The sequence below is a fragment of the Pelagerythrobacter rhizovicinus genome, assembly GCF_004135625.1.
GTDB classification, from domain to species: domain Bacteria; phylum Pseudomonadota; class Alphaproteobacteria; order Sphingomonadales; family Sphingomonadaceae; genus Pelagerythrobacter; species Pelagerythrobacter rhizovicinus.
In genome coordinates, this window is sequence record NZ_SDPV01000001.1 from 944,640 (window position 1) to 958,123 (window position 13,484).

10 protein-coding genes are annotated in these 13,484 nt (G+C 65.5%); 6 read left to right on the forward strand and 4 right to left on the reverse strand.

All coding sequences use genetic code 11. From position 1 onward, the window contains the following. Window positions 1–4 precede the first annotated feature (4 nt). Together astD and ETX26_RS04645 are read right to left on the reverse strand one after the other, a co-directional pair. Window positions 5–1,420: a succinylglutamate-semialdehyde dehydrogenase gene (gene astD, locus ETX26_RS04640; protein ID WP_129523485.1), complete on the reverse strand. Its 1,416-nt coding sequence runs from the start codon at window positions 1,418–1,420 to the stop codon at window positions 5–7. Window positions 1,421–1,508: 88 nt separating this feature from the next. Further along, entirely contained in the window at window positions 1,509–2,903 is a 1,395-nt protein-coding gene (locus ETX26_RS04645; RefSeq protein WP_129523486.1) for a protein adenylyltransferase SelO family protein, read from the reverse strand. 87 nt (window positions 2,904–2,990) lie between these two features. On the opposite strand from ETX26_RS04645, the gene ETX26_RS04650 reads away from it, so the two are divergent. From ETX26_RS04650 to ETX26_RS04670, 5 genes are all read left to right on the forward strand, one after another. After that, entirely contained in the window at window positions 2,991–3,851 is an 861-nt protein-coding gene (locus ETX26_RS04650) for an alpha/beta fold hydrolase (RefSeq protein ID WP_129523487.1), read from the forward strand. After that, on the forward strand, window positions 3,848–4,999 hold the full coding sequence (locus ETX26_RS04655) for a glycosyltransferase family 4 protein (RefSeq protein WP_129523488.1): 1,152 nt from the start codon (window positions 3,848–3,850) through the stop codon (window positions 4,997–4,999). Before ETX26_RS04650 ends, ETX26_RS04655 begins: the two co-directional genes overlap by 4 nt. Window positions 5,000–5,128: 129 nt before the next feature. Further along, complete coding sequence (locus ETX26_RS04660) at window positions 5,129–5,896, forward strand: tetratricopeptide repeat protein (RefSeq protein ID WP_225425503.1); 768 nt, start codon at window positions 5,129–5,131, stop codon at window positions 5,894–5,896. Window positions 5,897–5,913: 17 nt separating this feature from the next. Beyond that, window positions 5,914–7,257: an outer membrane protein assembly factor BamB family protein gene (locus tag ETX26_RS04665; RefSeq protein ID WP_129523489.1), complete on the forward strand. Its 1,344-nt coding sequence runs from the start codon at window positions 5,914–5,916 to the stop codon at window positions 7,255–7,257. Window positions 7,258–7,316: 59 nt separating this feature from the next. Next, a complete protein-coding gene (locus ETX26_RS04670) occupies window positions 7,317–8,675 on the forward strand; it encodes a methyltransferase family protein (RefSeq protein ID WP_129523490.1) in 1,359 nt (452 codons plus the stop codon). A gap of 6 nt (window positions 8,676–8,681) precedes the next feature. Here the strand turns inward: ETX26_RS04670 and ETX26_RS04675 are convergent, their stop codons facing one another. Then, complete coding sequence (locus tag ETX26_RS04675) at window positions 8,682–10,052, reverse strand: glutamate--cysteine ligase (RefSeq protein ID WP_129523491.1); 1,371 nt, start codon at window positions 10,050–10,052, stop codon at window positions 8,682–8,684. Between the two features lie 39 nt (window positions 10,053–10,091). Then, a complete protein-coding gene (locus tag ETX26_RS04680; protein WP_129523492.1) occupies window positions 10,092–10,841 on the reverse strand; it encodes a 16S rRNA (uracil(1498)-N(3))-methyltransferase in 750 nt (249 codons plus the stop codon). Between the two features lie 103 nt (window positions 10,842–10,944). Between ETX26_RS04680 and ETX26_RS04685 the strand changes: the two genes are divergently transcribed. Further along, on the forward strand, window positions 10,945–13,461 hold the full coding sequence (locus ETX26_RS04685) for a penicillin-binding protein 1A (RefSeq protein ID WP_129523493.1): 2,517 nt from the start codon (window positions 10,945–10,947) through the stop codon (window positions 13,459–13,461). Window positions 13,462–13,484 lie beyond the last annotated feature (23 nt).

Consider the following 13,484-nt stretch of genomic DNA (forward strand, 5'->3'; position numbering starts at 1 on the left):
CGGCTCAGGCATCCTTGAAGCCGACACCTACGCTGGCGCGCGGCTGGTCCATCTCGGTGCTCGCCACCGGATAGGCGCAATAGTCCGCGGCGTAATAGGCGGCGGGGCGGTGATTGCCCGAAAGACCGATGCCGCCGAACGGCGCGTTCGAAGACGCTCCGTTGGTCGGGCGGTTCCAATTGACGATCCCCGCGCGGATGTTGGCCCAGAAGCGATTGTAGTCTTGCGGTGTGCCGCCGATCAGCGAAGCGGAGAGGCCGAAGCGCGTGTTGTTCGCTTCCGCGATCCCCTCGTCGAGATCCTCCACCTTGATGACCTGCAGCAGCGGACCGAACAGCTCGACGTCGGGGCGATCGGCCATCGCGGTCGTATCGATGATGGCGGGCGAGAGGAACGGCAGGTCGTCATCCGGGCGCGTCATGTGCCGGATCGCCTTGCCACCGTTAGAGAGCAGGTAGAGAAAGCTCTCGACAAGCTGATCGGCGGCCTGGTTGTCGATCACGCACCCCATGAACGGCGGCGGATCGGCAAAGGGCTGATCGACTATGATGCGCCCTGCGAGCGCCTTCACCTCGCTGACGATCGCATCGTACATGCTCGTCTTGACGATCAGCCGACGCGCTGCGGTGCAGCGTTGTCCGGCGGAAGTGAACGCGGACTGGACGATCAGTGCTGCCGCATCGGAAATCTTCGGCGTATCAACCACTACGATGGGATTGTTACCGCCCATTTCAAGCGCGACGATCTTACCGGGGCTGGTCGCCAGCTTCCGGTTGATCGCGATTCCCGCCTGTGCCGAGCCGGTGAAGAGCACCCCGTCGACACCCCTGTGAGCGACGAGTTTCTTGCCTTCCTCCGGCCCCCCCACGAGCAGTTGCACGACTGCCTCCGATATACCGGCGCGGTGGAAGCACTCGACCAGGAACTCGCCCACCGCGGGCGTCTTTTCGCTCGGCTTGAAGATCACCGCGTTGCCCGCGATCAGGGCGGGGACGATATGGCCGTTGGGCAGGTGTGCAGGAAAGTTGTAGGGGCCGAGCACAGCCATGACCCCGTGCGGCTTGTGCCGCACCGCGGCCGTGCCCTGCAGTGCACTGTCGAGCTTCTTCTGTCCCGTTCGCTCCGCGTAGGCGGTAACCGAAATATCGACCTTCTTGACGACGCTATCGACTTCGGTGAGTGCCTCCCACAGGGGCTTCCCGGTCTCGCGCGCGATGAGTTCTGCGAAGCGGTCCGATTGCTTGCGCACCTCGTTCGCGAAGCGGCGGCAAAGTTCGATGCGGGTCGCCAGCGGTAGCGCGGCCCACTCAGGCCAGGCGCGACGTGCGCGATCGACCGTCTCATCGACATCGCCGGCCCGGCTGCGCCACAGTTCCTTGCCCGTTGCGGGCTCGAAAGACACGATATCGTTGCTGCTCACTGGAGCGGGTATCCCTGCGTTCCTGAATGACGGGGCCAATGCCACAGGCCCAAGGTAGTAACAAACCGATTGTCTGCCAGTCGGTGTCTCAGTGCCCCCGAGGCGGCGGGGGCGGTCCGTGCGCGTGGCCCATACGGCGGATCGCTCCGATCTTGTCGTGGAGCGGCGCCCAATCGTCGCGCTGATCGACCGCGGACCAGATTGCCTCGACCTCCTCGATCAACATCGTTTCCGGCGCCGGCAGGTCCCAGTACGGATCGTCCGAAGGAACGGCGCGATAACCCTCGAGTGCCCCGGTCAGTTCGCCCTCGGCGTTACGTCCGCCGCGGTGGCGATGGAAGAACGTATCCGGCTGAGTCCCATTTTCCCGCATCGCCTTCTCACTGGCGGCAACGAGCAGGCCGTCGCGCTCCGATCCGCGGGATTCCACCCCCAGCCGCCAACACCAGCGCCGCGCCACCGCGTCCATGTAGAGCGGTCCGAACCGCTCCAGCGCTGCGATCAGGGGCGGCGCATCGGCGAGCAGGCGCAGCGCGACCGCGAACTGGCCGAGGTTCCAGTGCAGCGCTTCCGGTTGGCGGCCGAACGCATAGAGTCCCGCATGATCAAAGTAGGCTGCGGTGAAGCTAGCATCCCACGCAGGCAGCCAACGCCATGGGCCGTAATCGAAGCTCTCTCCCGTCACGTTCATGTTGTCGGTGTTGAGCACCCCGTGGACGAAGCCCGCGACCATCCATGCTGCAGCGAGGTCGGCGAGCCGCTCGACCACCTGGTGCATCAGGATAGTCGCCGGCTCGTCCCGCCCCGGCGCATCCGCAGGTGGCCGGGGGCCTGGAAATTGCCTGAGGCAATAGTCGACCAGTTCCGCCATATGCTCGCGTTCCTCCAGCGCGAGGAGACGCTGGAATGTGCCGATACGGATATGGCCGTGGCTCAGCCGCACCATGACCGCCGAGCGCGTGGGGGAGGGCTCGTCGCCCCGCCACAGCTCTTCCCCGGTCTCGATCACCGAGAAGGTCTTGGAGGTATAGACGCCCAGCGCCTCGAGCATTTCGGTGGCAAGAATTTCGCGCACCGCGCCCTTCAGCGTCAGCCGCCCGTCGGCGGTGCGGCTATAGGGGGTGAGACCGGAACCTTTAGTGCCGAGGTCGAGCAGCCGCCCCTCCGCATCGCGCATCTGCGCGAACAAGAAGCCGCGCCCGTCGCCGATGTCCGGATTGTACACCCGGAACTGATGACCGTGGTACCGCAAGGCAAGCGGGCGCGGCAGGTTGTCCGCGAGGGGTTCGAACCGGGCGAAGTGCGCGGCCCATTGCTCGTCGTCGAGATCGCTCAGGCCGACCGCCCGATCCCACCTCCGGTTGCGGAAGCGCAGGGTGGCGCGAGGGAATTCTGCGGCAGCGACTTCGTCCGCAATCCAGCCAGCGAGCGGCAGGATCGCGGGGTCGGGCCGGTAGGGCGACGCTTGCGGATCTTCGCGCATCGGGCGATAGTGGGCCTCGCGGGCGACGCTGGCAATGCGGCCGTCCGGAGATGCAGCAACTTGGACACAGGAAACTCTCCGAAGCCGATGGACACAGAATTTAGCGACCGCTTCTGGGAAAGCCCGGACGGTCTGAAGCTGCATTTCCGCGACTATCCGGGGCGTGAGGACCATGTGCCGGTCGTCTGCATGCATGGCCTGACGCGCAACGCGCGCGACTTCGCGACGCTCGCGGAGCATCTGGCGGGGGAGCACCGCGTGCTCGTGCCCGAGATGCGCGGGCGGGGCGACAGCGAATATGCGCGCGACCCGGCGACTTACACGCCGATGACATATGTCGAGGATGTGTCTGCCTTGCTGGCGCAGGAGGGGATTTCCCGCTTCGTCGCCGTGGGGACCTCGCTCGGCGGGCTGATGACGATGATGCTGGCCGCGGCCGAGCCAGGCCGGATCGCTGGTGCGGTGCTCAACGACGTCGGTCCCGAGCTTCAGGCGGCGGGGCTGGCGCGCATCGCCGAGTATGTCGGTCAGGGCCGGAATTTCCCGACCTGGATGCATGCCGCCCGCGCGCTCGAGGAAGTGCATTCGGCGGCCCATCCGGGCTTCGACACCGAAGGATGGATCGCCATGGCCAAGCGCACGATGACGGTGCAGCAGAACGGCCGCATCGCGTTCGACTACGACATGAGCATTGCCGAGCCGTTCCAGGCCGGCGACGGCGCTGCGCCGCCCGACCTTTGGCCCGCATACGACGCGCTGCAGGGCGCACCGCTGCTGATCGTGCGCGGCGCACTCTCCGACCTGCTTTCCGAAGAGACCGCCCGGAACATGGTCACGCGGCATCCCGACGCGGAACTTGTCACGGTGGCGGACACGGGCCACGCGCCGCTACTCGACGAACCGGCTGTCCTGGCCGCGATCGACCGGCTGATGGCGAAGGCGGCATGAGTGTCGCAGGACGCGGCAAGGCGCGGATCCTGCACCTTCACTCGACCTTTGCCGCCGGCGGCAAGGAACTGCGCTCGGTTCGGCTGATCAACGCTTTTGGCCCGAAAGTGTCGCATACGATCGTCTCGGCGGAACCGGAACGAATGGAGGCGGCGCAGCACATCCTGCGGCAGATTCCCGTAACTTATCCCCGTGACTTCCCGGCGCTGAAGGGCAAGCCCACTCCCGGGCGCCTGCAGCGCCTCGCCCGCGCAATGCAGGAATACGACCTCGTGCTCACATACAACTGGGGGGCGATGAACGCGGTGATGGCGCACACCGTGTTCAAGGATGTCTTCCGCCTGCCGTCGCTGATCCATCACGAGGACGGCTTCAATGAAGACGAGCGCACCCGGCTCAAGCCGACGCGCAACTGGTTTCGCAAGATCGCGCTGGGACGCACCAACGGGCTGGTGGTGCCCTCGGAAACGCTCGAAGGCATAGCGCTCAAGGTTTGGGAGCAGCCGATCGGGCGGGTGAAACACATCCCCAACGGGATCGACACGAAGGCGTTCGCGAAGCGTCCGAAGCCGGACGCCTTGCGAGGCGTGGTAAAGCGGAAGGGTGAATTCTGGGTCGGCACGCTCGCCGGCCTGCGCCCGGTCAAGAACCTGCCGCTGCTGGTACGCGCCTTTCGCCACCTGCCCGAGGATTGGCACCTGGTGATAGTGGGCGACGGGCCCGAGCGGGATGCGATCCGGGCCGAGGCGGAAGAGTATAATGTCGGCCACCGGGTTCATCTGCCGGGCTTTGCATCCCATCCTGAGCGGTATGTCGGCCTGTTCGACGTATTCGCGCTTTCGTCCGACAGCGAGCAGTTTCCGATTTCGCTGGTGGAAGCAATGGCCGCTGGCCTGCCGGTAGCCGCACCGGCCGTGGGCGACATTGCTGATATGGTGTCCGAGGCCAATGCTCCGCTGATCGGTCCTGCCGGCGATGAAAGCGCGCTGGCCCGCGGCCTGGCGCAACTCGCCGGCGACCCCGATCTGCGCGAGCGGATCGGACAGGCAAACCGAGAGAAGGCGCGGACCAGCTACGACGAGAAACCCATGATCGCGGCCTATCGCCGTCTCTACTCCTCCGCGATGGACAACGATGCCCTGAACTGAACGTCCGTCCTGCCTGCTTCACCTCGGGTTCACGCGACGGGGGACAGGCCGGTTTCCAAGTTGAATTGGCGCGGTCATCCGCTAAACAGCCCGGCGAACCTTCACTCGAACGATCGAAAGAGCCACGTCTTGGCCCTGAATCCCACTTCCAAGCAAACTCCGGACCAACGCCGCGCAGCGCAGGAAGACGTGCTGATGCGCGAAGTCGACGAGGCTGTCAGGCAGGATCAAGTCGCCGAGTTCGGGCGCCGCTACGGCAAGCCGCTCATCGCAGTCGTCGCTCTCGGCATCCTCGCTTTCGGTGGATATCTGTTCTGGGATCACCGGCAGGAAGCCGCGATGGAGGCGGAATCGGAAACGCTCGTCGGCGCGCTCGATCAGCTCCAGGCCGGCAATCTCGGCAGCGCGACGGAACGTCTGGACCCGTTGCTCGCTGAAGAAGGCGGTGCGGCAACCCAGGCCGCCTTGCTCAAGGCGGGCATCGCGATGGAGCAGGGACGTAACGAGGACGCGGCGAAGATCTACGCTGAGGTTGCAGCGGATGACGATGTGCCGCAGCTGCTTCGTGATCTCGCCACAATTCGCGAGATTGCCGCAACCTTCGATGACCGTGAACCCGACGACGTCGTCGCGCGGCTCAAGCCGATGGCTGTGCCGGGCAACCCCTACTTCGGAAGCGCTGGCGAACTCGTCGCAATGGCCTATCTCGATCAAGGCAACAACGAGGAGGCGGGGACGCTCCTCGCCGCGATCGCCAAAGACGAGACGCAGCCCGAGAGCCTCCGATCACGCGCGCGCCAGATGGCAGGCGTGCTCGGGGTGGACGCCATCGAAGACGTCGATGCGGTGCTGGAGGGCATTCAGGAGCCCGCGGCCGCGGCGCAAGCACAGCAATAACTCAGGACGAGCTTCCGATGAAGGCGAATCGTATTTCCATTCTCGGCCGCGGCATCGCGGTGGCAGCGCTGGCTACCACGCTCGGTGCGTGCGGCATCTTCGGTGGCGGCGAGACGAAGACCACGCCGACGATCGGCGAACGCAAGCCGGTACTTTCGCGGATCGAGAGCGGAGCGAAAGTCGATCCGTCGCTCGCCGGCGTTGCGGTGGTTCTGCCTCCCGCCCGGACCAACAGTGATTGGGCGCAGGCGGGCGGCACGGCGGACAAATCCTACGGCCATCTCACGCTGGCTGAGAGTCCGTCTCCGGCCTGGACCGTGCAGATCGCCGGCGGCGGCGAGCGCCGCAAGCTTGCGTCGGCCCCGGTGATCGGCGGAGGGATGCTCTATGCCGTCGACACGGACGGCGTGGTCCATGCCTTCGACGCACAGACCGGTGGGCGGCGCTGGAGCCACCGAATGGAGCTGCCCGGCAATGCCCGCAATGCCGCGTTCGGCGGCGGCGCGAGCTACCACGGGGCACGCGTCTATGCGACCAACGGTGTAGGCGAGGTGATTGCACTGGACGCTGAGACAGGCAGCGAGATCTGGAAGGTCCGGCCGGCCGGGCCCCTGCGGGGCGCACCGACGATAGCGTTCAACTCGGTCTACGTGATGACGCAGGACAACCAGATTTACGCGCTCAGCGCGGCGACCGGTGAGACGCAGTGGAATGAATCCGGTTCGCAGGCGCAGGCTGGCGTGTTCGGCGTTGCGACGCCGGCGGCTGGTCAAGGTACTGTGATCGCGGGCTACAGTTCAGGCGAACTCGCAACCTATCGCTACGAGAACGGGCGGACCCTCTGGTCGGATGCGCTTGCGCGGACCTCGATATCGACCGAGGTGGGTTCGCTGACCGATATCGATGCCGACCCGATCATCGATTCCGGCAGCGTCTATGCGCTGGGGCAGGGCGGGCGCATGGCCGCCTACGAACTGGTGACCGGCCAGCGGCTATGGGAACTCAACGTCGCGGGCATCTCCACTCCGGCGGTCGCCGGCGAATGGATCTTCGCGCTGACCGACGATGCCCGCCTGCTCGCGATCGCGCGGGCGACCGGCAAGGTGCGTTGGCTCACGCAGTTGCAGCGCTACCGCGACGAAGAGGACAAGGAGGGCCCGATCTTCTGGACCGGTCCCGTCCTCGCGGGCAATAATCTCTGGGCGGCGAGCACGCGGGGGGAAATCTATAAGATCGGCGTAGGCGAAGGGTCGGCAAGCCTGTTCACCGATCTGGAAACGCCCGTGTCGCTTCCGCCGGTGGTGGCCAACAACACTCTCTACCTGCTCGACGACGGCGGCACGATCCACGCCTTCCGGTAATCGCGCCGCCGGGGCTCTTACCGCGCGCTTAACCCTTTGCCGCTATCGCGCGACTCGTCATGAGCGCGCATCCGATCTCCGCGGAGGGGCCCCCGGCCAGCGACGTCTCGGCGGGCGTGGGCTTTGCCGGACTGCTGGGTCTGCTCGTTTGGATCGTCTTGTGCCGCAACTGGCCGCATATCGCTGAGGCCTTCGCACTGCCGGGACCGCGCGAGCCGCTCTCCGGCCCCCATGCCGCGCTGACTGCGCTGCTCTTCTCGGCTGCACCGATGGTCCTGTGGTCGATCTTCGTCGACAAGGTCCACCGCAACCCCTCCACCGGGATCGACTGGCGCCGCAAGCGCGCCCTGTCCGAAGTGCTAGAAGTCTCGCTGGTAAAGATCGCCGGCCTCTGGGCGACCTGGGCGATTATCGGGTTCCTCTACTGCGCCGCACGTTGGTACTGGCGGGGGCAATATCTCTTCGCGATGGACGTGATCGCCGCCGCGGCGATTCCGCTCGTGGTGCTCTCGGTGCCCTATGTGCTCTGGCTCGACCGCTACATGGTGAACCCACGCGATCACGCCTGGCATTTCGGCGCCATGTTGCTGAGGCGCGAGGCTTTCGATCCGGAAGAGGTGAAGAGGCATTGGCGCGCCTGGATCATCAAGGCCTTCTTCGGCGCCTTCATGCTCTCGATCCTGCCCGGCGGCTTCGCTTCGGTGGTCGACGCCGACTTGTCGCAGGTTGCGGGCGATCCGGTCGCTCTCGGCATGCTGCTGATCGGGCTCCTGTTCGTGATCGATGTGCAGATCGGCACGGTCGGCTATCTCGTCACCTTCCGACCGCTCGACGCGCACATCCGCAGCGGCAATCCGTTCCTTGCCGGATGGCTGGCAGCGCTGATCTGCTATCCCCCCCTCGTCTTCGCCTTCATGGGTGCCGACGGGATGCTGGCGTACGAGATCAACACGCCCGGTTGGGGCTTCTGGTTCGGGGATCATCCCATTCTGGCCTGGGTCTGGGCGGCCTGGCTCGTGTTCCTGACAGCGATCTACGCTTGGGCGACCGTCGCGTTCGGTTTGCGGTTCTCCAATCTGACGTATCGCGGGGTGCTGACGAACGGACCCTATCGCTTCACGCGGCATCCGGCCTATCTGTCGAAGAACCTGTTCTGGTGGAGCGCGACGCTGCCGTTCCTCGTTTCGGGCGGTTCGCTGGTAGACGTGGTGCGCAACACCTTCTTTCTCGGCTGCGTCAGCGCGATCTATTACTGGCGTGCCAAGACCGAGGAGGCGCACCTGCTTGGCGAGGACGCCAAGTACCGAGAATACTACGCGTGGATGGAGCGTCACGGGCCGATCACCCGGCGGCTCGCCGCGCTCCGGCGCCGACTGCGACCCCGCCGGCCGACGATGCAGCGTCAACCCGCCGAGTAGGCAGGTCTAGAAGCTCTGCTCGTAGACCCGCGAGACGTCGCCCTTCCACTCGCCGTGATAAAGGTCGAGCAGGCGCTGCGCCGGGACTTTTCCGCTGGCGACGATCTCCTCGAGGGTCTCGAGAAACCCGGTCTCGTTGTCGCCCCCGGTGTTGAGCCGTCCGCGTGCCGCCAGCCCCGAGCGCGAGATTGCGAGCACCTCGCGAGCGATGTCGTGCAGCTTGCCGCCGCCGGGCAGCGGGGCATCGAGGGCCAGTTTCGGCACTGCGTTGCGAAGCGTCTCGCGTTCCTCCATCGTCCAGTCCTTCACGACCTCCCACGCCGCATCGAGCGCGCCTTCGTCGTAGAGGAGGCCGACCCAGAAGGCGGGTAGGGCGCAGATGCGGTTCCACGGCCCGCCGTCGGCGCCGCGCATCTCGAGGAAGCTCTTGAGCCGCACTTCGGGGAATGCAGTGGAAAGATGATCCCACCAATCGCTCTCGCGCGGCTTCTCACCGGGCAGGGCAGGCAGCTTGCCCTCGAGGAAGTCGCGGAAGCTCTGCCCCGCGGCGTCGATGTACTTCCCGTCGCGGAAGACGAAGTACATCGGCACGTCGAGCATGTAGTCGACCCACCGCTCGTAGCCGAAGCCGTCCTCGAACACGAAGGGCAGCATGCCGGTGCGGTGCGGATCGGTGTCCGACCAGATATGGCTGCGATAGGAGAGGTAACCGTTGGGCTTCCCCTCCGTGAATGGCGAGTTGGCGAAGAGCGCGGTTGCGAGCGGCTGGAGCGCCAGCCCGACGCGGAACTTCTTAACCATGTCCGCTTCGCTGCCGTAGTCGAGGTTCACCTGGATCGTGCAGGTGCGCAGCATCATGTCGAGGCCGAGGGTGCCCACGCGCGGCATGTGCCGCATCATGATCTCGTAGCGGCCCTTGGGCATGACGGGCAGCTCTTCGCGAGTCTTGTCCGGCCACATGCCGAGGCCGAGGAAGCCGACGCCGCAGCATTCGCCGATCGCCTTCACCTGTTCGAGGTGGCGCCCGGTCTCGTTGCACGTCTCGTGCAGATTCTCGAGCGGTGCGCCCGATAGTTCGAGCTGTCCCGCCGGCTCGAGGCTGACGGTGCCATCGGGGCCTCTCATCGCGATGACCTTGCCGCCTTCCTCGACCGGCTCCCATCCGAACTTGCGCAGATTCAGCAGGAGATCGCGAATGCCGCATGTTTCGTCGTAGGCGGGGGCGTGGAAATCCTCCCGCTTATAAACGAGCTTCTCGTGCTCGGTGCCGATGCGCCACGCGTGTCTCGGCTTTTCGCCCGCGGCAATCGGCGCGACCAGCTGATCGCGGCTTTCGATGGTCGGGTCGTCGGCGGCCGAGGCTTCGCGTGTGCTCATGCCGCTCGCGATAGGCAACCGGTGAATTCGAGGAAAGCGCTAATTGCGCCAGTCCCCGGCAAAGGCCATCCACAGCGCCGTGGCCGCGATCGCCGCGGTTTCGGCGCGCAGGATTCGTGGGCCGAGCGAGATCGGGCGCGCTTGCGGCAGCGCACGAATCGCGGCACGCTCGACATAGTCGAAGCCGCCCTCTGGCCCGATCAGCAGTGCCGCGGGGCCGGAATGGTTCACCAGGGATTCCGCCGGCGTTTCGCCGCCGAGTTCGTCGGCGAAGAACAGAGAGCGATCTACCGGCCAGTTCTGCACGAGCCGATCCAGCTTCGTCATTGTGGCGAGCTCGGGCAGCGCAGTACGCTCGCACTGTTCGGCAGCTTCGATGATCCGCTTCCGCAGGCGCGCTTCGTTGATCTTGCGCACTACCGAGCGGCGCATCTCGACCGGAACGAAGCGCCGCACGCCGAGCTCGCACGCTTTCTCGGCAACGAGCGCGAAATTGTCGCGCTGAAGGGGAGAAACGCACAGCCACAGATCCGGCACTTCCTCGCGGGGCGCCAGCTTCTCCTCGACCGTTGCGAGGCAGCGTCCGCCCCCGGCTGCGGCGATGCGTGCCACGTACTCGCCCGTCGTGTCGTCGAACAGGCGCACGACGTCGCCGTCGCTTCGCCGCATCACTCCGAGCAGATAGCGTGTCTGACCGTGGTCGAGCTCAATCGTGGCGCCGACGTCGAGACGCTGGTCGAGGTAGAGGCGTGGTGTGGACTTCGGCGGCCAGGCGGGGGTGGCGGGCATTGTATTCCTCACGGGTTGCCGGTGACGGCGCAGATTCTGAGCTGCCCGACCTAATCGATATGGCGCAAGACGAAAGCCGCGTGCTAGGGACCGCATCCAGATTATGGCCGAACAGTCCACCACCGAATACTTCCGCTATCGGATCCGCCGCGATGCGTCCGGAGCGATGAACTGGCTAAGGACCAGCTGGCGCGAGAAGCGCTGGTTCCGCTGGGGCGTCGTCCTTCTGGGCGCGCTTCTGGCGCTGTGGATCGTCGTGTGGGCACTGCTCGCGCGTGATCTTCCCGACGCGGAAATGCTGCTGGAGTACGAGCCACCGCTGCCGACGATGGTACGGGGGATCGACGGAGAGATCGTTTATTCCTACGCGCGCGAACGGCGCGTGCAATTGCAGTATGCCGATTTCCCGCAGCAGCTGATCGAGGCCTATCTCGCGGCCGAGGACAAGACGTTCTTCACCCATGGCGGGATTGACGCGGGGGGGCTTGCCGGTGCCGTCGTCGACTACGTCAGCAAGTTCGGTTCGGGTGAGCGCGCTGTGGGCGGATCGACGATCACGCAGCAGGTGGCGAAGAACATCCTTCTGTCGAACGAATACTCGATCACCCGCAAGCTCAAGGAAATGATGCTCGCGCGGCGCATAGAGGGGGTGCTCAGCAAGCAGCAGATCCTCGAGCTCTACCTCAATGAGATCCCTCTGGGCCGGCGCAGCTTCGGCGTGCAGGCCGCCGCACGCGCCTACTTCGACAAGGATGTCGGCGATCTGGAATTGCACGAGATGGCGTTCCTCGCCATCCTGCCCAAGGCGCCCGAGCGCTACGGGCGCAAGCAGCACGAGGACCTGGCACTTGCGCGGCGTAACTTCGTGCTCGACCAGATGGTGGCGAACGACTTCATCACAGAGGGCGAGGCAGCCGACGCCAAGGGCGAACCGCTCGGCCTGAAGCCGATGCGCGCCCAGCACGCGACGGTAGACGCGGGTTACTTCTTCGAGGAAGTTCGGCGCACGCTGATCGAGAAGTTCGGCGAAACGGCAGAGGATGGCCGCAACAGTGTTTACGCGGGCGGGCTATGGGTCCGCACGTCGCTCGACCCCGCGTTGCAGAGCGCCGCGCGCGATGCACTACGCAACGGCATGCTGCGCTATCACGGAAATCGCGGCTGGCCGGGGCCGGTGGCGACGATCGACCCCGACAACGGCGATCTCATAGCGCAGCTTCGTTCGTCGAATCTCGGGCTCAACTTTCGCAACTGGCGCGTCGGCGTGGTGACGGAACGCGCCGGATCGTCGGCAACCGTGGGGCTAACCGATGGGGAGACCTACCCACTCACTGGCTTTCCCGATGCGGTGAAGGTGGGCGATGTGGTTGCGGTCGAGCGTTCAGGGAACGGATATCGCCTACGCACCGTGCCGGAGGTGTCCGGGGGGTTTGTTGCTATGAATCCGGAATCGAGCCGGGTTCTGGCCATGCAGGGCGGTTTCGACAGTCGCCTGACCGATTTCAACCGCGCCACCCAGGCGGAGCGTCAACCCGGCTCCACGATCAAGCCGTTCGTATATGCAACAGGCCTCGACAACGGGATGACGCCTGCAACCCAGGTTCCGGACCAGGCCTTCTGCTTCTACCAGGGCGCCGCGCTGGGGGAGAAATGCTTCCGTAACTTCGGCGGCGGCGGCGGCGGGGTCCATACCATGCGATGGGGGCTCGAGCAGAGCCGCAACCTGATGACCGTCCACATTGCGATGGACGCGGGCATGCCGAAGGTCATCGATACCTTTGAGCGCGTGGGCATCGGTAGCTACGAGCCTTACCCGGCGTTCGCCCTGGGGGCGGGCGATACCACTGTACTCAAGATGGTCAACGCCTACGCGGCGCTGGTCAATCACGGGCGGCAGAATGACGCGACGCTGATCGACTATGTCCAGGATCGCCATGGCAAAGTCATCTGGCGTGCGGACGCCCGTAAATGCGAGCGGTGCAGCATGTCCGAATGGGACGGGAAACCCATGCCACGGCCGGGCCGCAGCGGAAAGCAGGTGCTTGATCCGCGTACCGCCTACCAAGTCGTGCATATGCTCGAAGGCGTGGTGACGCGGGGCACGGCGGTGCGCCTGCGCGATCTCGATCTGCCGCTGTTCGGCAAGACCGGCACGACGACCGGACCCACCAATGCCTGGTTCGTGGGCGGATCGCCCGAAATCATTGCGGGCATGTACCTCGGCTTCGACCAGCCGCGGAACATGGGCGGCTGGGTTCAGGGCGGGAACACTGCCGCGCCCATGTTCAAGGAGTTCGTGCAGGAAACGCGCGATCGCTGGTCGGACGAACCGTTCGTCGCACCGGCAGGAGTCCGAATGGTGCGGATCGATCGGCGCTCCGGCAAGCGTGTGCTTGATGGCTGGCCAACCGACGAACCCTTGAGTTCGATCATCTGGGAAGCGTTCAAACCCGACACCGAGCCGCCGCGGCGTACCCGCGCCGATGCGATCGAGGCCAAGCGCCGCGAGTTCCTCGAGCTGATCCGCCGGGGCGAGATGGCGCGTCGCAAAGCCCAGGACGGCGGGGCGGCCCATGGTCAACCATCCGATTTCGTCGAGGACCAGGGCGGAATATACTGAGGCCGTCGTAGGAGAGTGGGATG